We start from the raw sequence: 19354 nt of genomic DNA on the forward strand, positions 1-19354 counted from the left end.
CCGGTGCGTCACGGGGCGGCGCGCGGCTTGCTATGGGGCTCGGTGACTTCCCCCCGCGAAGGAACGCCGAGCCCATGAGCAGCACCGTTGCCCCCGTCCCGAGCCCGTCCCCCGACCTCCGTCTCGCCCCGGTGGAGATTGCCCCCGAGATATTCTGGGTCGGCAAGCGAGAGCCCGGAGCCATCTTCTTCGCCAACCCGTACCTGCGCCGCTTCAAGGGCGCCGACACGAAGACGCAGCGGCAGACCGAGTTCAACCTCCTCATCGACCCGGGCTCCAGCAGCGACTTCTCCACCATCCACACCAAGGTGACGTCGCTGATTGGTGGGATGGAGCGGCTGTCGGCGATGTTCATCAACCACCAGGACCCGGACGTGGGCTCGTCGGCGAGCCTCATCTCCGCGCGCTACGCGCCACGTGCGGGCATCCTCTGCACGGAGGACACGTGGCGGCTCATCGTCCACCAGAACCTGCCGCGCCACCGCTTCATCCCCACCGAGAAATTCGCTCAGGGGCTGAGCGTGCCCACCGGACACAAGCTGCTGCCGGTGCCCTCGCCCTTCTGCCACTTCCGGGGCGCGGTGATGCTCTATGACTTGCAGACGCGGGTGCTCTTCACCGGAGACCTCTTCGGCGGCCTCACCGACTCCAACGCCAAGGGGCTGTGGGCGGACGAGTCCGACTGGTCCGGCATCCGCGCGTTCCATCAAATCTACATGCCGGTGAACGCGGCACTGGTGCGCGCGGTGGCGGCCATCCGCAAGCTGACACCCGCGGTGGAGGTGATTGCGCCGCAGCACGGCCGCATCATCCGCGGGCCGCTGGTGCAGCAGTTCCTGGAGCGGATGGAGCGCTTGCAGGTGGGCCTGGACATCATGGACGAGGCGCAGGACCGCACCCATCTCCAGGCGTGGAACGCGGTGCTGGACCGGGTGCTGACGCTGGCGCGCGGCTACCTGGGCGGCTCTGTGGAGGCGAAGCTGGCGGCGAGCAAGGAGCTGTCGGACACGGCGCAGTATGACGGCACGCGGCTGGTGGTGAGCCGGCTGGGCAAGTGGACGCTGGAGCACGTGGTGGACCTGCTGTGCCATGGCGAGCCGCCGGAAATCGCGGGCCCCATCATCGTCGAGGCCACCAGCGCCGCCGCCGAGTACAACCTGCCCACCCCGCACCTGGACCTCGAGGGCGCGGGGGCTCCGTCCCACGTGTCGCTGCTCGACCCCTGAGCCCGGGAGCCCGCACGGTGCACCCGACGGATGATGAGCCCGGCGACGTGGCGTACCTCGGCGGCGCCGTGGAGCGGGCGGAGAAGGAGCGGCCCGGTGAGACGCCGGGGCCCGCACGTGCACGCAAGCCCGGCACGACGCCAGCGGAGGAGCTGTTGCGTCCGGTGACGCCGCCTCCCGCGGTGTCTCTGGGAGACACGCTGCGTCCGCTGACGCCGGTGTCACCCCACGGCACGCTGCTGCAGGGTGTGGTGACGCCGCTCCCTCCATCTCCGCTGGTGCGAGGGCTGATGCCGGGTCAGGTGGTGGCGGAGCGCTACCGCGTGGAGCGGTGGCTCGGCGCCGGGGGCAGCGCCACGGTGTACGAGGCCACCGACCTGCGGCAGGACCTGCGCGTGGCACTGAAGGTCCTCGCGGTGCCCCACGCCCACGACGCCCTGGTGGCGCGCTTCCATCAGGAGGTGGAGCACGTGCGGGCGCTGGAGCACCTCAACATCCTCCGCGTCTTCGACGCCGGCGTGGACGGTGAGCGGCACTACCTCACCATGGAGCTGCTGGAGGGCACGGACCTCCGGCAACTGCTGGCCGAGCGGCGCGCCACCCGGGCCGAGGCCCTGCGGTGGCTCACCCACGCCACGGTGGCGCTGGAGCACGCGCACGGACGCGGCGTGCTCCACCGCGACGTGAAGCCCGCCAACCTCTTCATCACCCGCACCGGCGTGCTCAAGCTGATGGACTTCGGTCTGGCGAAGAGCACGCACGTGGTCGGCGCCACGGCGCAGGGGGCGGTGCTCGGCACGCCGGAGTACATGGCGCCCGAGCAGGTGATGGGCAACCCTCCGGTGTCACCCGCCACGGACCTGTACGCGCTGGGCGTGGTGGCCTACGAGCTGCTCACCGGCCAGCTCCCCTTCCGTCACGAGCAGCCGGTGCCGCTGATGTTCCTGCACGTGCAGCAGGCCCCGGTGCCGCCGCGCACGCTGTGCCCGGACCTGCCAGCGCCCTTCGAGCACGTCGTGATGAAGCTCCTGGAGAAGCGGCCCGGGGACCGCTACCCCGACGCGGCCTCGCTGCGCGCCGCGCTGGGGAGGCTATGGCCGTGGGTGCTGCTCAAGGTGCCCGCGTGAGTGACACGGCCGCGGGCGCCCCTTCGGCGGGCCAGCTCGACAGCGTGAGCGTCCGCCCGGGAGACTGGCACAGGGTGACGTAGCGCCCGCCTCCCGGGTGGAGGAAGTAGAGCGCGCGCGGAGCCTTGAAGGCCGTGGGCACCGAGGCCTCCCGCTCCGGCCAGACATCGCGCCCCGTGCGCCACGAGCGCACCACGGGCCGCTTGCGCAGGTGGTGATGGACCTCCACCACCACGCCGTCCACGTCCGCCGCGTACCAGTCCAGCACGAGTGACGCCCCTGCCTGCCGCCGCTCGCTCAGCAGCGGAAAGGTGCGGGCCTCCGCGGAGGCGGTGGCGTCCACCTTGGCCCCGCGCAGCGGCTCCAGGAAGGACACCTCCAGGCGCGTGGTGCCGGGCGGGACGCGGAACGCGTAGGCCATGCGCCCGGGCTTCGAGTGGGTGGCGCCGACGTATACCTTCGAGTCGGACTCCAGCAGTCGCGCGGGCTCGCCCACGCGGAACTGGTCCACGTCCTCGGGGGCGGCGAGCGCGGGCGCGGCCTCGGGCAGCTCCACGCGCTTCCAGCCCGCGGTCTGGTCGGTGGGCAGCCAGCACGTCCCCGCCGGGGCCATGGCCAGCCACAGCGCGCTGGTGACGGAGAACAGGGCGCTCATGTCATGCGCTCCGGGACTCGGACGCACGCGAGGACCACAAGGCCGCGCCCACCATCAGCGCGCCCGCGGCGGCCAGGCCCACCACGCGCAGGGAGCCGTGGAGATTCACGGTGTCATAGAGGAGCGCCTTGCCCACGGCGATGCCCACGAAGGCGAAGCCGGCGTCGCGCATGACGGGCGTGTCGCGACGGCGGGCCATGAGCACGAGGGCCACGCCCACCACCAGCCACCCCAGCGTGAGCACCAGCCGGCGGGCCACGTTGTCCTCGGCGATGCCGAGCGTGAGGAAGTGGAAGTAGAAGGCCCACGACGCGGCGACGGCCGCGGCGGTGAGGCCATACCAGGCAAGGACATCCCGGATGCGGTCGGGCGCGTCGCCGCCGTGAGTGCGCGAGCGCCACACCGTCACGGCGGAGACGGCGAGCGTCAGGGCCAGCCCCACCAGCAGCAACTCCTGCTTCGTCGCCGCGTACCAGAGACCACCCGCCACGGCGCAGGCGAGCACGGCGACGGGGCCCAGGAGCCCGCGCGTGTTGGGCACGTTCAGGAACGCCAGTCCCGCCGCCCCCACGGCGGCCACCGCGAGCAGCAGCTCGCGCGGCACCTGCAGGTCGCGCCAGAGGAACATCACCGCCAGGAGCAGCAGGCCGCCGCCCACGCCCCCCAGTACCTTCGTGTCCCACTTCGTCGTCGTCGTGTGCATCGGGTTCCTCCAGCGCCAGGTTTCGGCGCGCGGAGGAGCCCGAATGCAGCCGCCCTGCCATCGCATGACGCGAGGCATCAAGCACACTTGCACGGCGGCCCGTGCAGCGGCTGTGCAGCGCGGTGCACGCCGCCGCGCGGAAGGCTGCACGCTCCGGCCCATGGCTGGCCGCCCACCCGCCGTCCCTCCTCGGGACGCTTCCCGCCCTACCCGGGCGGAAGGGAGTTTGTAGAGTCACCCTGCTGGAAGACACCCCCGCGACGGGCCTGCGGCCGGAGCGGGGACGTTGGACCGAGGAGACCATGCCGTTCTGGCGTTTGCTGTTGATGGCGCTGTTCCTGTGCCTCACCGGCACGGGCTGCTCCGCGGCCGAGCTTCCAACGGCCAGAGTCGCCGGGGCCCTGGTGGCAGGAGACACGAGCGAGTCGGACACGGGCGGAAACACGGACCCGGACGTGTTCAACGCGGGCCGCGACACCGGAGAGGAGCCGACCGACTCCGTCCCTGACGGTGACCCCTTCGAGACGGAGGGAGAGGCCGACAGCGAGGCGCCGGGGCCCAACGCGGTACGCGTCACGAGCTACCGGCGCGACCTCTCGACGGAAGACGAGGAGGAGCAGCCCTGGAACTTCCCGCCGGGCGCACTCGAGTTGTTCGTCCTGGAGGGAGACTCCTTCGTCCCCATACCCGGCGCGCCCGGGGCACCGGGCGAATACGTGTTCCCGTACGTGCCTCCGGGCGTCTACTACCTGAAGGACGGCAACAACGTCCTCGTCACCGGCGCACGCGAGGTGGACCTGGGCTTCAACCAGCCGCTCCGGGACGACATCGTGGACCTGGACTTCGAGTCGTCACTGCGCGTGAGCCTGGGCAACCTCGAGCCCTGGCATGACCGCTTCAGCGGACTGGAGGGCCGGCAGGTACCGCCCTTCTCCGACCTCCAGCTCGTCTCCGAGCAGCTGGGCTTCGGGACCTCCCTGGTCCTCTACGACATGTTCGAGGGAGCGACCGCGGCGGTGGAGGAGCTCCAGCCCGCCCGGGTGCCCATGTTCGAGGCGGAGCGCGGCGACCGGGCCCGGGTGGTGCAGCAGTCTCCGCGCGAGCTGTGCGCCCTGCCCGGCGGCGGCGTCCAGCGCTACCTCACGGCGGTGCGCGCGCTCCACCTGCCGCCTTTCTCCCATGACGGCACCCTCACCCTCGACCTCGAGGGCCGGCTCGTGCCGCTGCCCCTGCGGGAGCTGCCGCTGGACTGGAGGCTGTCTGCCTTCACGTCCCTCGCCGCCGACGTGCACCCCGAGGCCGTCCCCGCGACGTCCCGGTTCTCCATGCGGCCGGCCTCGGCCGAGCCCTCCACCGAGGGCTGGATGGGCTTCCCGGGCGAGCTGATGAGCCTGGGCGTTCCGCACGACGGGCCGGACGACCTCGCGGGCACGGTTGTCTATGGCAATCCCTCGCAGACCCATCCGGGCGCGGTGGCCCGGGCCGCAACAACCTTCGCCGTCCCCGTGCGGACGCCCGACGGAATGACTCTCACCCTCACGGCCTCCACCTTCGTGCAGGATCGACCGGCGCGGCTCGCGGGCGGGCCGCTGCTTCCCCGAATCCAGCCACCTCGCCAGCTCACCATCGACGGGACGGAGGCCTACAGCTCACGCACGCTGGAGGCCGGGGCGCACGTCATCGGGTGGGAGCAGCCCTCGGATGGAGCGCCGGATGTCTATCTGCTGAGGCTCCAGCGCCTGGACCTGGACGACCCGGGCTCCCCGTTCCCCATTCCCACCCTGCAGCTCTACGTGGACGGCGGCGCCACCTCCGTCCGGTTGCCTCCGGGAGTCCTCCAGCCGGGCTCCCACTACTCCCTCACCGTGGAGTCCGTCGTCTCGGAAGGGTACGCGGTGGGGAAGCGGCCGCTGATGCTCAATGACCGCTTCAGCATCAGCCGCGCGGCGGCGCTCTGCGGGCTGCTCAGCGTCCCCGAAAGCACGGCCTGAGCCGGGCCGCTCAGGCCTCGGACGCCCCCGGCTCCGTCCTGCCGGGGGCGAACAGCGCCAGCACCAGCGCCGCAGTGGCGGTGAGCCCCGCGGCGATGGCGAACTGCGCGGCGAAGTGCCCGCGCGCCAGCGCCAGCAGGGCCACCGACAGCGAGCCCCCCAGCAGCCGCATCGCGTAGAGGCTGCTCGTGACGATGCCCCGGTGGTGCCACGGCGCGCGGGACTGGGGACCGATGAGCGAGGTGCTCGCGGCCGGCCCCAGCCCCAGGCCGAGAATCCCCAGGCCCACGAGGGCCGCGGGCACGCCCCAGCCAAGGGCGGCGGACAGGGCGAGGAAGCCCGCGCCCACCGCAGCCACCGCGAAGCTCACGCCCGCGCTCAGGCGCATGCCGCCGCGCACCAGCAACTTCACGCCGAAGGTGGAGCCCACGGACCAGCCCAGCAGCATCGGCAGCAGTGCGAGGCCCGCGCCCACCGGCGTGTGCCCGCCCTGCTCCGTCATCCACAGGGGCACCCACGCGGCCATGCTGTAGAGCAGCGCGCCGCCCGCGACGCTGCCCGCCACGCCGGTCAGCACGGTGCGGTCCTTCAGCAACTCCGCCGGCAGCAGCGGATTCACCGACGCGCGCTGCTGGCGCACCAGCACCGCGCCCACGAGCACGGCGCCCAGCACACACAGCCACCGGGCCTCCGCGTGTCCGGGCTCGAGCGAGAACAGGAGCAGCGCCGCGGTGGTACCGGCCAGGAGCGGGCCCCACCGGTCCAGCTTCACGTCCGAGCGGCGCGGCGGGTCGCGGTAGGAGAGGTACAGGAGCGCCGCGGCGAACAACCCCACGGGCACGTTGACGAGGAACACCCAGCGCCACGAGGCATGCATCACCAGCCAGCCGCCGATGAGCGGGCCCAGGCTGTTGCCCACGGCCCAGGCGCCGGTGAAGAGGCCCTGCACTGCGGCGCGCTCGCGCAGCGTGTAGAGGTCCGCGCTGATGGTGAGCGTGGTGGGCTGGAGCGCGCCGGCGCCCAGGCCCTGCATCACCCGGAAGGCGATGAGCATGGGCACGGACTCGGACAGGCCGCACAGCGCCGAGCCGACGAGGAACAGCCCCATGCCGCCGAAGAAGACGGGCCGGCGGCCCAGCCTGTCGGCCAGCTTGCCGGAGATGAGTACGCCCACGGTGGAGGCGAAGAGGAAGGCGGAGAACACCCACGAGTAGAGGTGTTCGCCACCAAGCTCACGGGTGATGGTGGGCATGGCGCTCGTCACCACCGTGCCCTCGAAGGCGCTGACCACCAGGGCCAGCAACACCGCGCCGGTGGCCATCCGCCGCGCCGTGCCCGGGCGCGTGCTGGCCAGGGGCTCCACCGTCAAGCCGCTTCCATCCATGCCCTACGTCTACGCCCCTGAAGGCCATGCGGAAACCGCACCTTGCGCATAGACTTCTTGCGGAAACCGCATGACCACCGAACAGCTCAGGGCCTTCCTCCAGGTGGCGCAGGAGGGCCGCCTCTCCATCGCCGCGAAGGGACTGGGCCTGTCGCAGTCCGGACTGTCGCGGCAGTTGCAGTCGCTGGAGGCCGAGCTGGGCACGCGCCTGCTCGTCCGCACGCCCGGCGGGGCGGTGCTCACGGACGCGGGGGAGCGCTTCCTGCCGCACGCCCAGCGCGCGCTGGAGGCGCTCTCGAAGGGCACCTCGGAGCTGGAGCGGCTGTCGAGCACGCCCCAGGGCTCGGTGTCCCTGGGCACCTTGCACACGGTGGGCGCGTACCTGATGCCGGACATCATCCCGGCCTTCGCGCAGCGCTTCCCGGAGGTGCGGCCCCGGCTGAGTGAGGGCACCGCGCAGGCGCTGGAGGAGAGCGTGGCGCGGGGGGTGCTCGACCTGGCCATCCTGTCCCTGCCAGTGCGGCGGGCGGACCTGGTGGCGCAGAAATTGTGGGAGGAGCGGCTGACGCTGGTGGTGCCGCGCGGGCACCGGCTGGCGAGACAGGGCAAGCCGGTGGCGCTGGCGGAGGTGGTGGGGGAGTCGTGGGTGGTCATCCCCGGCATGAGCGGCACGCGCGCGCTGGAGGCGGAGTGCGAGGCGCGCGGGGTGACGCCGAAGCTGGCGCTGGAGACGGACAACGCGGAGGCCATCCGCCGCATGGTGGAGCGGGGGCTGGGCGTGGCGCTGGTGCCGGAGTTGATGACGCGAGACCACCAGGCGCAGGGGTTCGACGTGGTGCCGCTGGTGCGCGGGCCGAAGCGGCAGGTGGCGCTGGTGCACCGGGGCGAGGGCTACCTCACGGCGGCGGCGCGGGCACTGAAGACCTTCATCGTGGACAGCATCCGCGCGATGCCCGAGCCTTGGGGCAGAGGCCAGTCATGACGACGAAGGTGATGACGTTCAACGTGCTGCAAGGGGGCGAGGAGCGGTTCGACGCCATCCTCACCTTCCTGGCGCGCGAGTCCCCGGACGTGCTGGTGCTGCAGGAGTGCCTGGGCTGGGACGACGGCGGAAGGCTGCGACGGGTGGCGGAGGCGCTGGACGTGCCGCAGGACGACGCGCACATGGTGCTGGGACAGTCGCGCTCGCGGCCGAGCGGGCGCTGCTACCACGTGGCGGTGGTGAGCCGTCCCGCGCTGCGCTCGGTGAGCGTACACAATGACAGACACTTCCTGGGGCACTGCATCATCCAGTGCGAGCTGGATGTGAATGGGCCGGTGACGCTGTTCGGGACACACTTCGACGCGCACCAGGAGAAGCTGCGGTACGTGGAGGCGCGCTACCTGCGCTCGCTGCTGGACGGGGCGGCGTTCCGCGAGGGGCGCTACCTGCTGGCGGGGGATTTGAATTCGCTGTCGCGGAAGGACCCGTACCCGGTGGACCTGGAGGACCGGCTGCGGAAGGCGGGGACGGACAAGTACGGGCACCCGCCGCGCTTCGACGTCATCGACGACGTGGAGGAGTACGGCTGGGTGGACACGCTGCTGGAGCGGCCCGCGTCGTCGAAGTGGGTGACGGCGCGGAGGAACCGGGGCGGCGTGACGATTGATTACCGCACGGACTACGTCTTCGCCTCGCCAAGGATGGCGGAGCGGCTGGTGTCGGCGGAGGTGCTGGAAGTGGGAGACACGTCGGACCACAACCCGCTGGTGGCGACGTTTCGCTGAGTGAATGGGGAGGGAGTCATGGCGAAGACGGACAGCTTCGTGGATTACACGGTGGAGTTGCTGGAGAAGCTCGGGCCGGTGCAGTCGCGGTCGATGTTCGGCGGCTGGGGGCTGTACTTCGGCGGGCGGATGTTCGGGCTCATCGCGCAGGGGCAGTTGTTCCTGAAGGTGGATGACGTCACGAAGCCGGACTTCCAGGCCGCGGGCTGCCGGCCCTTCGTTTACGAGGGCGGGGGGAAGAGCGTGGAGATGGGCTACTGGCTGCCACCCGCGGACGCGGCGGATGACGCGTATGCCCTGCTGCCCTGGGCGCGCAAGGCGGTGGCTGCGGCAGAGCGGGCGGCGCTGAAGAAGGCGCCGAAGAAGAAGGCCGCGGCGAAGAAGGAGGCGCCTGCGCGCAAGAAGGTACCTGCGAGCAAGAAGGTACCTGCGAGCAAGAAGGCGCCCGCGAGCAAGAAGGCGGCTCCGGTGAAGAAGGCCGCGCGCAAGGCCGCTTCCCGCGTCAAGCGGTCTTGATGGCCTCCGCGTCCTCCAGGCCCAGCTCGCCCACGGACAGCTCGCGCATCCGGAACTTCTGCACCTTCCCCGTCACCGTCATCGGGAACGCGTCCACGAACTTCCAGTAGCGCGGCACCTTGTACGTGGAGATGCGCCCGGTGCAGTGCTTCCGCAGCTCCTCCTCCGTGAGCGTCACGCCGGGCTTCGTCTTCACCCAGGCCATCACCTCCTCGCCGTACTTCTTGCTCGGCACGCCGATGACCTGCGCCTCGCTCACGCCGGGATGCGTGTGGAGGAACTCCTCCACCTCGCGCGGGTAGATGTTCTCTCCACCCCGGATGATCATGTCCTTGATGCGGCCGACAATCTTCACGTAGCCGTCCGCGTCCATCGTGGCCAGGTCGCCCGTATGCATCCACCCCGCCCGGTCCACCGCCGCCTCCGTGGCCGTCGGGTTCTCCCAGTACCCGAGCATCACGCTGTACCCGCGCGTGCACAGCTCACCCGGCTGCCCCCGGGGCACCACCGCGCCCGAGTCCGCGTCCACAATCTTCACCTCCAGATGCGGGTGGATGCGCCCTACCGTGGACACCCGCTTGTCCAGCGGGTCATCCAGCGCGCTCTGCGTGGACACGGGTGACGTCTCCGTCATCCCGTAGCAGATGGTCACCTCGCGCATGTTCATCCGCGACTGCACCTGCTTCATCACCTCCACCGGACACGGTGAGCCCGCCATGACGCCCGTGCGCAGCGACTTCAGGTCGAACTCGCCGAAGCGAGGGTGGTCCAGCTCCGCGATGAACATGGTGGGCACGCCGTACAGCGACGTGCACCGCTCCGCCTGCACCGTCTGCAGCACGGCCAGCGCGTCGAAGGCCTCGCCCGGAATCACCATGGTGGCGCCGTGTGACGTGCACGCCAGGTTGCCAATCACCATGCCGAAGCAGTGGTAGAAGGGCACGGGGATGCAGACGCGGTCCTCGGGGCCGTAGTGCAGCGCCTCCCCGATGAAGAACCCGTTGTTCAGCACGTTGTGGTGCGACAGCGTGGCGCCCTTGGGGAAGCCCGTCGTCCCGGACGTGTACTGGATGTTGATGGGGTCATCGAACTGGAGCGACGACTCGCGCTGCTCCAGCGCCTGCTCGCTCACGTGCTTCGCGTTGGAAAGGAGCAGCTGCCAGTCATCGTCCATCACCATCGTCACGCGCAGGCCGGGGCAGCGGGGACGGACCTCCTCCACCATGGACTTGTAGTCCGTCTGCCGGAAACCGCGCGCCAGCAACAGCACGCTGACTCCAGACTGGATGAGCGCGTACTCCAGCTCCGACGTGCGGTAGGCCGGGTTGAGGTTGACGAGAATGGCGCCGATGCGTGCGGTGGCGTACTGGGCCACCACCCACTCGAAGCGATTGGGAGACCAGATGCCCACCCGGTCCCCCTTCTCCACGCCCAGCGCCAGCAGCCCCAGCGCGACCTGCGTGGTGGTGTCCCAGAGCTGCCGGTACGTGGCCCGGTAGTTCTGCGAGGCCACCACCAGCGCCTCCCGGTCTCCGTGCCGTTCGACGGTGCGGCGCAGGTTCTGACCAATCGTCTCGCCGAGCAGCGGGGTGGAGCTGGTGCCGTGGACGTACGAGGGAACCGGGGCGTGGGTCATGCGGCCATCGTCCCGCCGTTGGTCGACACCCGGCAAGTGCCCCATGGCGCGGGTGTGCGCCTCTGAAGAATCACAATTGGCGAAGCCAGCGCGTCCACTCCCACGACCCCCTCGACCGGACGGAGACCGGACATGATCACGCTGCCACTCGCGGATATCGAAACCGCGGTCGTCAATGCCTTCGCGAGCTACCTCAGCCAGGACCCACACTCGTTCAATCTGACCCTCAGCGGTCACACGGTGCGGGTCGACATCGAGCTGCGAGATGACAGGTTCGACTGCGGCATTCCCGGGTATGTGATGGCGAACGCCAACGTCCCGGCGCTCCGCGACTGGGTTCCGGACCACATCACGGCCGCGGGAGGGACCTACGTGGGCGGGCTGGCTCCCTGCAAGACAGTGGGGGGACGCGGCCAGGTGAACGTGGTGCTCAGGACCCAGAACGTCATGTTCAACTTCCACGTCAACCTGGAGCACGACTGCGGGTAGTGCCCGCGCCCGGTATTTCCCCCGCCACCCGCCTCCCATTGCCTGCCCGGCCCCCGGCCGGAGCGGCCCGCCCGGCCCCGTCCGCCTGTCCCCTGTCCTACATCTCAGGGGCCTTGGAGCCGCTTCTCGAAGCCGAAGCGGCATTCAAGCCGTGCGGCGCCCGCACGCGGCGCGTTAAATGGGGGCGCTCATGGACGACTCCAACTCCCGGCTGGTCGCGGCCCTGCTCGAAGCCCGGCAGCGCCACTGCTTCCCTCCAGACGTGCGCCGCGCGGCCCCCGAGTTCGTCGGTCAGGTGCTCGGCCTGCTCTTCCCGCACTTCGCGGAGCGCCTGGAGTGCACCGCCGCCGCCGTGCGCCGCGACGTCACCACCGTGGAGGCCAGCCTCCACCGCATCCGCGAGACGCTCGCCCCGCTCTACCCCGAAATCAACCCGTCCCTGCCCGCGCGCTTCATGGAGCGGCTGCCCGGCCTCTACGACTGGCTCCGCCAGGACGCCCAGGCCATCTTCGAGGCGGACCCCGCCGCCCGCACCGTGGACGAGGTCATCCTCACCTACCCGGGCTTCTACGCCATCGCCATCTACCGCGTGGCCAATGCCCTGCACGCGCTCGGCTTCCCGCTCCTGCCACGCCTGCTCACCGAGTACGCCCACCAGCGCACCGGCGTGGACATCCACCCTGGCGCCACCATCGGCCGGCGCTTCGTCATCGACCATGGCACCGGCGTGGTCATCGGCGAGACGACGCTCATCGGCGACAACGTGAAGCTCTACCAGGGCGTCACCCTGGGCGCGCTCATGGTGGAGAAGGCGCTGGCGGACAAGAAGCGCCACCCGACAATCGAAGACGACGTGGTGGTGTACGCCAACGCCACCATCCTCGGCGGAGAGACGGTGGTGGGCCGCGGCAGCATCATCGCCGGCAACGCCTGGCTCACGCAGAGCGTCCCCCCTCAATCCGTTGTCACCCGCCGCAGCGAGGTGCGTCCCCGCGGCGCGGACGGAACGCTGGACGCACTCGAGTTCCACATCTGACCCGACGAGGCCCATGCCATGAAGGCGAACAACATCCTGGAGACCATCGGTAACACGCCGCACGTGCGCATCAACCGACTGTTCCCCTCGCGCGTCACGGTGCACATGAAGCTCGAGCGCGCCAACCCGGGTGGCAGCATCAAGGACCGCATCGCCCTGTCCATGATTGAGGACGCGGAGAAGCGCGGCATCCTCAAGAAGGACAGCATCATCATCGAGCCCACCAGCGGCAACACCGGCATCGGGCTCGCCATGGTGGCCGCGGTGAAGGGCTACAAGCTGGTGCTCGTCATGCCGGACTCCATGAGCATCGAGCGCCGCCGCCTCATGGCCGCCTACGGCGCCACCTTCGAGCTCACCCCGCGCGCCCAGGGCATGAAGGGCGCGATTGCGAGGGCGCAGGAATTGGTGTCCCAGGTGCCCAACGCGTGGATGCCGCAACAGTTCGAGAACGAGGCCAACATCGAGGTGCACCGCCGCACCACCGTGCAGGAAATCCTCAAGGACTTCCCGGACGGGCTGGACTACCTCATCACCGGCGTGGGCACCGGCGGCCACATCACCGCGTGCGCGGAAGAACTGAAGAAGGTGTGGCCGAAGCTGAAGGTGTTCGCCGTGGAGCCCACCAAGTCGCCCGTCATCAGTGGCGGCGCGCCGGGCCCGCACCCCATCCAGGGCATCGGCGCGGGCTTCATCCCGAAGAACCTGCACAAGGAGGCGCTCGACGGCGCGCTGCAGGTGAATGAGGAGGACGCGTTCGAGTTCACCCGCCGCTCCGCGCGCGAGGAGGGCATCTTCGTGGGCATCTCCTCCGGCGCCGTGCTGGCCGCCGTGAGTCAGAAGCTGGGCGAGATGCCGGACGGCAGCCGCGTGCTGTGCTTCTGCTACGACACCGGCGAGCGCTACCTCTCCATCGAGACGCTCTTCCCCGCCCAGCAGTAGCCCGTCAGCCCAGGCGCGTCCGCACCAGCTCCACCAACCGGTCCATCTCCTCGGGCAGGTTGTAGAAATGGGGTGACAGGCGGACGCGCCCCCGGCGCACGGAGTGGGCGACGTCGCGCTCGGAGAGCCAGGCGCCCAGCGCCCGCGCATCTCCGCCAGGGGGCAGGAAGGTGAGGATGCCCGCGCGGTGCTCCGGCGAGGGCCCCACGTCACAGCCCAGCGCGCGCAGCCCCTCCTCCACCCGCGCCAGCAGCGCGTGGATGCGCGTCTCGATGACGCCCACGCCCACCTCGTGCAAGAGCTCCAGCGCGGCACCCAGCGCGTAGATGCCGGTGTACGCGGCGCTGCCCTCCTCCAGCTTGAGTGCATCTGTGCGCAGCTCGAAGTGGCTGCGGTTGAAGTTCCACGCGTCGGTGGTGCTGCGCCAGCCCACCAGCACCGGGCGCAGCCGGGGCAGCACGTCCTTCGCCACATAGAGGAAGCCGATGCCGGCGATGCCGAGCATCCACTTGTGACTGTCCGCGCTGAGGAAGTGGATGCGGCTCTTCTTCACGTCCACGGGCATGCAGCCCACGCTCTGGATGCCATCCACGCAGAAGAGGACGCCCGCGCGCTCGCACAGCTCGCCAATCGCATCCAGGTCCGCGCGGTAGCCGGTGGCGAACTGCACGGAGGACAGGGCGACCAGCCGCGTGCGCGGGGTGAGGGCCGCGGCCACCGCTTCCGGCGTGACGCCGCCGGAGGACGCCTCGATTTCGCGCACCGCCACGCCGCGGTCCTTCAGGTGCTGCCATGGGTAGACGTTGGAGGGGTACTCCAGCGACGAGGCCACGGCCACCTCGTCCCCGGGCTTCCAGTCCAGCCCTTCCGCGACGAGGCCCAGGCCGTGGCTGGTGTTGCGCACGAAGGCCACCTCGCCGGGCTCGGCGTTGACGAGCCGCGCCGCCAGCCCGCGCACGTGCTCGCAGTGCTTCTCCCAGCCGCGCTCATGCTTGATGCCGTGGTAGACGAGGTCGTCCATCCAGCCGCGTACGGCCTCGGCGGCCCGCAGGCTGGTGGGGGCCACGCCAGCGTGGTTGAGGTAGAGCTGCTCCTGGAGGACGGGGAACAGGGCGCGGTAGGACTCGAGCGAGCGCGTCATGCGCGCGACTCTACCTGCTGGCCTCTTCACCGCGGGTGCCTGTCGCGCCGCGGTGTCCACCCCGTGGCAGGCCCCCTCCCTCCCGCACGGCGGGCGGATGCGGTATTCGTCAGGTGCTGGCCACGAGACGAGGGCACCGCATGCGCCGAGAGGTTGTGGGAGCCGTGAGGAACACGCTGCTGGCGGGACTCACGCTGTTCGTGGCGGGCTGCGCGGGCACCGTGCGTGCCCCCTACCCGCCCATTCAAGCGGACACGTCTCCGGCGGCGCTGGCGCGGGGCGCCACCATCTTCCATGCGAGCTGCGAGGCGTGCCACCGGAACGGTGGCGCGGAGACGGTGTCCGGTGCGCCGCTGCGTGAACTGCCCTCGTACATGGGGAGCTTCTACGCGGCCAACCTCACGTCGCACCCGACGGCGGGCGTGGGCTCCGCGACGGACGAGGAATTGGCGCGGGCCATCCGCTACGCGGTGAGTCGCGACGGGCGGCTGATGGTGATGCCCAGCTACGCCATGGGCGACGCGGACCTCGCGGCGGTGCTGGGGTTCATGCGCTCGGGGGACCCGCTGTTCGCCGCGGACGCGCAGCCGGCGCCGCGCTCGGAGTTCAGCTTCTTTGGTGGGCTGGGCTTCCGCGTCATCACCGGCAACGAGCCGGTGGAGCGCCCCGCCTCGGGCATCCCCGTGCCGGCGAAGGCGGCCACCCTGGAGTACGGCCGCTACATGGCGCATGACGTGTACGACTGCGCGTCGTGCCATACCGACGGCTTCAGCCCGAACAAGACGGAGGGCGACGACGTCTTCTCTGGCGGCATGTCCTTCCTGGACCCGGAGGGGAACAAGGTCCGCTCCAGCAACATCACCTTCCACGAGACGGGGCTGGCGAACTGGACGCTGGAGGACTTCACCCGCGCGGTGAGAGATGGCCTCGCGCCGGATGGCTCCGCGCTGCGCTCGCCCATGCCGCGCTTCCGGGGCATGGACACCGTGGAGGCCCAGGCCCTCTATGACTTCCTGCGCTCCGTGCCCGAGCAGGACAACGAGGTGAAGGGGGCCCGGCCGCGCCTCACCGCCACCTCCGTGCGCCCCGCCTGGGTGGCGGAGAGCGCGGAGACGTCCGGGGGCGCCGACGCGAACACCGCGAGCTCCGTGGCTGAAGCCGCCGCCCTGAGCCGGAGCGAGGACTCCGCCAGCGCTTCGTCCGGGACGGCGGCGAGCCCCCCGGCCACCGGCGCCGGAGGGGCGACCGCGGCGGGCGGCTCCGCGACGTCGGGCGTTGCGCCCTCGAAGGGCGGCGGCACGGTGACCACAGCCCCCCTCGCCTCCTCCACCGCGCCGGCACCCCAGCGGAAGCCGCATGCCTCCGAGCCGAAGGTGGATGCGGCGAAGCTCTTCGTGCAGCTCGGCTGCGCGAGCTGCCATGGCCCCGGCGCCCGCTACCACGACCGGCTCGCGCAGGCCTCGGGCAAGAGTGACGCGGACCTGGTGCGCTGGGTGCGCAACCCCGAACAGTTCCTCCCGGGCACACCCATGCCCACCTACGCGGACCTGATTGACGAGCGCACCGCGCGGGCCCTGGTGCGCTGGGTGAAGGCCGGTGGCCCGGCCTCGCTGCCGTCCTCCCGCTGAGCCATCCGCACCCGTCGTCGCCGCGCCGTCCTCGGGAGGCGACGTGATTTCGACCCGGGCCGGGTGGGAAATGACGGGCGTAATTGCCAGAGAAAAGCCGGTGCGCCGTATCTGGAGTGGAAGTTCCTCGGGAATGTTTCTTGGTTACACCCTCGAGGCGCGTGCCACTCCGGTGCTAACCGGCCCCTGCCCCGGGGTGGCACGTGTGACTTCCATCCGCCACGCCCGCCGCCCCGCGCTTGCCCCCGAGGAGGGAAGGCTGCGCCCGGAGTCCGGCTCGCGTAGCGTGGGCCCCCCATGACGGAGTGCCTCCTCAACATCGACCTGGGCGAACTGCCCGGTGAGGACGAGCAGCTCTACACGCTCGCCCACGTGGCCAACATCGCCTGTGGTGGGCACGCGGGGGACGACGCATCCATGCGCCGCGCGCTGGAGTCGTGCGCCCGCCATGGCACGCGTGCCGGAGCCCACCCCTCCTACGAGGACCGCGAGGGCTTCGGCCGCAAGGCCCTGGAGGTGTCTCCCGAAGTGATGCGCGGCCAGGTGGCCCGGCAGTGCGCGCGGCTCGCGCGGCTCGCGGCCAGCCAGGGTGTGCCGGTGCGGTACGCCAAGCCGCATGGCGCCCTCTATCACTCGGCCAATGCCTCTCCGGAGCTGGCTCGCGCGGTGGTGCGGGGCGTGGTGGAGGCGCTGGGGCGAAGCCTCACCTTCATCGGTCCGGGCGCGGGGGCGTTGCGCGACGCGGCCCGGGCAGAGGGGCTGGCCTACGCGCGCGAGGGCTTCGCGGACCGGGGCACGCGGCCGGATGGCTCGCTCATTCCGCGCGGGCAGCCCGGGGCCGTGCTCACCGACGTCGCGCGGGCCCGGGAGAACACCGTGCGGCTGGCCACCGGCGGCGCGGTGGACACCCTCTGCGTGCACGGGGACACCCCGGGCGCGGTGGAGCTGGCCCGCGAGGTGCGCGCCACACTGGATGCGCTCGCCCTGCGCGCGGAAGCCCTGGGAGATGGCGCGCTGAGGCTGGCGCTGCCGGAAGGCCTGGAGCGCCGGTCCGCGCGCGAGGCGTTGTGCGCGCTGCCTCACGTGGTGGATGCGGTCATCACGGAAGAGCACGCCTGCGTGTACTTCGACCCGGACGCACCGCCCGAGGAACCGCGGCTGGCGCTCGCGCGGCTGCTGCACGTGCCGCCCCCTCCGGACGCGCGCCCGCCCACCACCCTGCGCGTGCGCTACGACGGGCCGGACCTGGAGGCGGTGGCGGCGCGCACGGGGTTGACGAAGGACGAGGTGACGCGGCTCCACACGGCGCGCGAGTACACGGTGCGGTGCGTGGGCTTCCTGCCGGGCTTCGCGTACCTGGGAGAGGTGGACTCGCGCATCGTAGTGCCCCGGCTGGCCACGCCTCGCACGCGGGTGCCGGCGCTGGCGGTGGGAATCGCGGGTGGGCGCACGGGGGTGTACCCCTTCGCCTCGCCCGGCGGGTGGAACCTCATCGGCACCGCGCTGGACTTCACCGCCTTCACGCCGGACCAGGGCGCGGTGCTGCGGCTCGGTGACCGGGTGCGCTTCGAGCGGGTGGATTGATGGCGGGCTGGCTGGACATCACGGGCGTGGGAGGCCCCGCCACGGTGCAGGACGCCGGACGGCCGGGGCAGATGCACCATGGCGTGCCTCCGGGCGGAGCGTGGGTGCCGGAATTGCTGGCGCTGGCCAACCGCGCGGTGGGCAACCCATGGGGCGCGGCGGCGCTGGAGACCTTCGGGAAGCTGGAGCTGCGGGGGCGCGGGAGAAGGACGCACGTGTCCGTGGACGGGCGGACCTTCAGCGTGGCGGACGGAGAGGTCTTCACCGTGCCCGCGCCGGAGTCCGCGAGCGTGCGCTACGTCGCGGTGGACGGAGGGCTCGCGGTGCCTGAAGTGCTGGGCGGACGCGGCACGCTGATGGTGGCACGACTGGGAGGGCACGAGGGCCGGCTGCTGCGTCCGGGAGATGTCCTGCCGCTGGGCGAGGGGGGCGGCACGACGGAGACACTGGAGCTCGGGGATGCGCTGGACGTGACGGCGCCCATCCGGGTGATGCTCGGTCCGGACCTGGAGCGCTTCGGCGCGGCGACGCGGGCCTCACTGCTGGCGGACACCTTCACCGTCTCCCCGGCGAGTGACAGGGTGGGGATGCGGCTGCGTGGGACGGCGCTGGCACACGGCGACGAAGGGGCCGGCACGTCGCGCCCCATGGTGCGAGGGGCCATCCAGGTGACGCTGTCGGGAGAGCCCATCGTCCTCGGGCCGGACCACCCCACGACGGGCGGCTATCCGCTCATCGCCACCGTCATCCACGCGGACTGGGGCCGGCTCTGCGCACGCCGTCCGGGAACACCCGTGCGCTTCGTCGCCGTCAGCATGGAAGGCGCGCGCGAAGCGTGGCGCCAACACCTGGAGCGCTTCCGTCCCACCATGTGACGGTCAGGGCGCCTCCAGCTCCGGAGGCCACAGCAAGCCGAGATCCAACTCCAGGACCTCGAAGGGCTCGGCCCTGATGCGCGCCTCACCGGAGTACGTGCCCCGCTGTATCCACTGTCCCTCGTGCCGCCGGAACACCTCCAGCGTGCGCAGGGCCGGGTCCACCAGCCAGACGTATTCCACACCCTCGCGCGCGTAGATCTCCCGCTTGCGCTTGCGGTCCAGCGTCGCGGTGGACGGGGAGAGCACCTCGCAGACCCAGTCTGGTGCGAGGGTGAAGAAGGGCACCCGCCGCATCTGGGGCATCCGCTCGCTCCGCCAGCCGGCAATGTCCGGAACGAGCACGTCCTCGCCGAAGTGCAGTTCGGGCTCATTGAGAATCCACCAGCCCCCAGGTGCCCGCTGTCCGGCCTGGAAGGTCGTGAACAGCAGTCCTCCAATCGCGAAATGCGCCACCGCATGCGGGCTCGCGGGCCGCGACATGGCGATGAGCTCGCCATCGATGATCTGCCCGACCATGTTCTCGGGCAGCGCCTCGATGTCGGCATAGGTCGCGCGCCGCTTCGTCTCGTTGCCCATCTCGATGCTCCCCGGTCCACCAACCTCCAACCCATTCATCATCAGCCCTGCCTCCCGGAAGTGAAACCCCACCCC

Annotated in this window: 18 protein-coding genes; 12 read left to right on the plus strand and 6 right to left on the minus strand. The window is 71.0% G+C overall.

All coding sequences use genetic code 11. The annotated features are described in order from the left end of the window. Positions 1 to 74 precede the first annotated feature (74 nt). Together OV427_RS10530 and OV427_RS10535 are read left to right on the plus strand one after the other, a co-directional pair. A complete protein-coding gene (locus tag OV427_RS10530; RefSeq protein WP_267855961.1) occupies positions 75 to 1226 on the plus strand; it encodes a hypothetical protein in 1152 nt (383 codons plus the stop codon). Between the two features lie 17 nt (positions 1227 to 1243). Beyond that, positions 1244 to 2353, plus strand: a complete 1110-nt coding sequence (locus OV427_RS10535) for a serine/threonine-protein kinase (protein ID WP_267855962.1) — start codon at positions 1244 to 1246, stop codon at positions 2351 to 2353. Here the strand turns inward: OV427_RS10535 and OV427_RS10540 are convergent. Then, positions 2337 to 3008 carry a hypothetical protein gene (locus OV427_RS10540; RefSeq protein ID WP_267855963.1) on the minus strand — a complete coding sequence of 224 codons (672 nt, stop codon included), beginning with the start codon at positions 3006 to 3008 and terminating at the stop codon, positions 2337 to 2339. The two genes, OV427_RS10535 and OV427_RS10540, sit on opposite strands and share 17 nt — an antisense overlap. 1 nt (position 3009) lies before the next feature. Beyond that, on the minus strand, positions 3010 to 3711 hold the full coding sequence (locus OV427_RS10545; protein WP_267855964.1) for a DUF2339 domain-containing protein: 702 nt from the start codon (positions 3709 to 3711) through the stop codon (positions 3010 to 3012). Between the two features lie 302 nt (positions 3712 to 4013). Between OV427_RS10545 and OV427_RS10550 the strand changes: the two genes are divergently transcribed. After that, positions 4014 to 5702, plus strand: coding sequence for a hypothetical protein (locus tag OV427_RS10550; RefSeq protein ID WP_267855965.1), 1689 nt, complete (start codon positions 4014 to 4016; stop codon positions 5700 to 5702). 10 nt (positions 5703 to 5712) lie between these two features. On the opposite strand, the gene OV427_RS10555 is transcribed toward OV427_RS10550, so the two are convergent. Further along, entirely contained in the window at positions 5713 to 7086 is a 1374-nt protein-coding gene (locus OV427_RS10555) for an MFS transporter (protein WP_267855966.1), read from the minus strand. A 70-nt stretch (positions 7087 to 7156) separates the two neighbouring features. On the opposite strand from OV427_RS10555, the gene OV427_RS10560 reads away from it, so the two are divergent. Genes OV427_RS10560 through OV427_RS10570 form a run of 3 tightly spaced genes read left to right on the plus strand, consistent with a single transcriptional unit; the run spans position 7157 to position 9369 of the window. After that, positions 7157 to 8068, plus strand: coding sequence for a LysR family transcriptional regulator (locus OV427_RS10560; RefSeq protein ID WP_267855967.1), 912 nt, complete (start codon positions 7157 to 7159; stop codon positions 8066 to 8068). Continuing rightward, complete coding sequence (locus OV427_RS10565; RefSeq protein ID WP_267855968.1) at positions 8065 to 8853, plus strand: endonuclease/exonuclease/phosphatase family protein; 789 nt, start codon at positions 8065 to 8067, stop codon at positions 8851 to 8853. Before OV427_RS10560 ends, OV427_RS10565 begins: the two co-directional genes overlap by 4 nt. A gap of 18 nt (positions 8854 to 8871) precedes the next feature. Beyond that, on the plus strand, positions 8872 to 9369 hold the full coding sequence (locus tag OV427_RS10570) for a TfoX/Sxy family protein (RefSeq protein WP_267855969.1): 498 nt from the start codon (positions 8872 to 8874) through the stop codon (positions 9367 to 9369). On the opposite strand, the gene OV427_RS10575 is transcribed toward OV427_RS10570, so the two are convergent. Continuing rightward, positions 9356 to 11005 (minus strand): AMP-binding protein, encoded by a 1650-nt coding sequence (locus OV427_RS10575; protein WP_267855970.1) that lies wholly within the window; start codon positions 11003 to 11005, stop codon positions 9356 to 9358. The two genes, OV427_RS10570 and OV427_RS10575, sit on opposite strands and share 14 nt — an antisense overlap. 132 nt (positions 11006 to 11137) lie before the next feature. Between OV427_RS10575 and OV427_RS10580 the strand changes: the two genes are divergently transcribed. The 3 genes from OV427_RS10580 to cysK all read left to right on the plus strand — a co-directional run bounded on the left by OV427_RS10580 (position 11138) and on the right by cysK (position 13472). Next, positions 11138 to 11494, plus strand: coding sequence for a hypothetical protein (locus OV427_RS10580; protein ID WP_267855971.1), 357 nt, complete (start codon positions 11138 to 11140; stop codon positions 11492 to 11494). A 190-nt stretch (positions 11495 to 11684) separates the two neighbouring features. Then, positions 11685 to 12530, plus strand: a complete 846-nt coding sequence (gene epsC / locus OV427_RS10585) for a serine O-acetyltransferase EpsC (protein ID WP_164002089.1) — start codon at positions 11685 to 11687, stop codon at positions 12528 to 12530. Positions 12531 to 12548: 18 nt separating this feature from the next. After that, positions 12549 to 13472 (plus strand): cysteine synthase A, encoded by a 924-nt coding sequence (gene cysK, locus OV427_RS10590; protein WP_267855972.1) that lies wholly within the window; start codon positions 12549 to 12551, stop codon positions 13470 to 13472. A gap of 4 nt (positions 13473 to 13476) precedes the next feature. Here the strand turns inward: cysK and OV427_RS10595 are convergent, their stop codons facing one another. Further along, on the minus strand, positions 13477 to 14613 hold the full coding sequence (locus OV427_RS10595) for an aminotransferase class V-fold PLP-dependent enzyme (RefSeq protein WP_267855973.1): 1137 nt from the start codon (positions 14611 to 14613) through the stop codon (positions 13477 to 13479). A 140-nt stretch (positions 14614 to 14753) separates the two neighbouring features. Between OV427_RS10595 and OV427_RS10600 the strand changes: the two genes are divergently transcribed. The 3 genes from OV427_RS10600 (at position 14754) to OV427_RS10610 (ending at position 18700) form a co-directional block, all read left to right on the plus strand. Then, positions 14754 to 16241 carry a c-type cytochrome gene (locus tag OV427_RS10600; protein WP_267855974.1) on the plus strand — a complete coding sequence of 496 codons (1488 nt, stop codon included), beginning with the start codon at positions 14754 to 14756 and terminating at the stop codon, positions 16239 to 16241. A gap of 297 nt (positions 16242 to 16538) precedes the next feature. Next, positions 16539 to 17825 (plus strand): LamB/YcsF family protein, encoded by a 1287-nt coding sequence (locus OV427_RS10605; RefSeq protein ID WP_267855975.1) that lies wholly within the window; start codon positions 16539 to 16541, stop codon positions 17823 to 17825. Continuing rightward, positions 17825 to 18700 carry a biotin-dependent carboxyltransferase family protein gene (locus OV427_RS10610; RefSeq protein WP_267855976.1) on the plus strand — a complete coding sequence of 292 codons (876 nt, stop codon included), beginning with the start codon at positions 17825 to 17827 and terminating at the stop codon, positions 18698 to 18700. The genes OV427_RS10605 and OV427_RS10610 overlap by 1 nt, the downstream gene beginning before the upstream one ends. 3 nt (positions 18701 to 18703) lie before the next feature. On the opposite strand, the gene OV427_RS10615 is transcribed toward OV427_RS10610, so the two are convergent. Continuing rightward, positions 18704 to 19321, minus strand: coding sequence for a Uma2 family endonuclease (locus OV427_RS10615; protein ID WP_267855977.1), 618 nt, complete (start codon positions 19319 to 19321; stop codon positions 18704 to 18706). Positions 19322 to 19354 lie beyond the last annotated feature (33 nt).

This window comes from Pyxidicoccus sp. MSG2 (assembly GCF_026626705.1).
Lineage (GTDB): Bacteria > Myxococcota > Myxococcia > Myxococcales > Myxococcaceae > Myxococcus.

Coding starts and splice junctions, on each gene's coding strand:
- OV427_RS10530 (WP_267855961.1), top strand. CDS start 75: ATGAGCAGCACCGTTGCCCCCGTCCCGAGCCCGTCCCCCGACCTCCGT.
- OV427_RS10540 (WP_267855963.1), bottom strand. CDS start 3,008: ATGAGCGCCCTGTTCTCCGTCACCAGCGCGCTGTGGCTGGCCATGGCC.
- OV427_RS10545 (WP_267855964.1), bottom strand. CDS start 3,711: ATGCACACGACGACGACGAAGTGGGACACGAAGGTACTGGGGGGCGTG.
- OV427_RS10550 (WP_267855965.1), top strand. CDS start 4,014: ATGCCGTTCTGGCGTTTGCTGTTGATGGCGCTGTTCCTGTGCCTCACC.
- OV427_RS10555 (WP_267855966.1), bottom strand. CDS start 7,086: ATGGATGGAAGCGGCTTGACGGTGGAGCCCCTGGCCAGCACGCGCCCG.
- OV427_RS10560 (WP_267855967.1), top strand. CDS start 7,157: ATGACCACCGAACAGCTCAGGGCCTTCCTCCAGGTGGCGCAGGAGGGC.
- OV427_RS10565 (WP_267855968.1), top strand. CDS start 8,065: ATGACGACGAAGGTGATGACGTTCAACGTGCTGCAAGGGGGCGAGGAG.
- OV427_RS10570 (WP_267855969.1), top strand. CDS start 8,872: ATGGCGAAGACGGACAGCTTCGTGGATTACACGGTGGAGTTGCTGGAG.
- OV427_RS10575 (WP_267855970.1), bottom strand. CDS start 11,005: ATGACCCACGCCCCGGTTCCCTCGTACGTCCACGGCACCAGCTCCACC.
- OV427_RS10580 (WP_267855971.1), top strand. CDS start 11,138: ATGATCACGCTGCCACTCGCGGATATCGAAACCGCGGTCGTCAATGCC.
- epsC (WP_164002089.1), top strand. CDS start 11,685: ATGGACGACTCCAACTCCCGGCTGGTCGCGGCCCTGCTCGAAGCCCGG.
- cysK (WP_267855972.1), top strand. CDS start 12,549: ATGAAGGCGAACAACATCCTGGAGACCATCGGTAACACGCCGCACGTG.
- OV427_RS10595 (WP_267855973.1), bottom strand. CDS start 14,613: ATGACGCGCTCGCTCGAGTCCTACCGCGCCCTGTTCCCCGTCCTCCAG.
- OV427_RS10600 (WP_267855974.1), top strand. CDS start 14,754: ATGCGCCGAGAGGTTGTGGGAGCCGTGAGGAACACGCTGCTGGCGGGA.
- OV427_RS10605 (WP_267855975.1), top strand. CDS start 16,539: ATGACGGAGTGCCTCCTCAACATCGACCTGGGCGAACTGCCCGGTGAG.
- OV427_RS10610 (WP_267855976.1), top strand. CDS start 17,825: ATGGCGGGCTGGCTGGACATCACGGGCGTGGGAGGCCCCGCCACGGTG.
- OV427_RS10615 (WP_267855977.1), bottom strand. CDS start 19,321: ATGATGAATGGGTTGGAGGTTGGTGGACCGGGGAGCATCGAGATGGGC.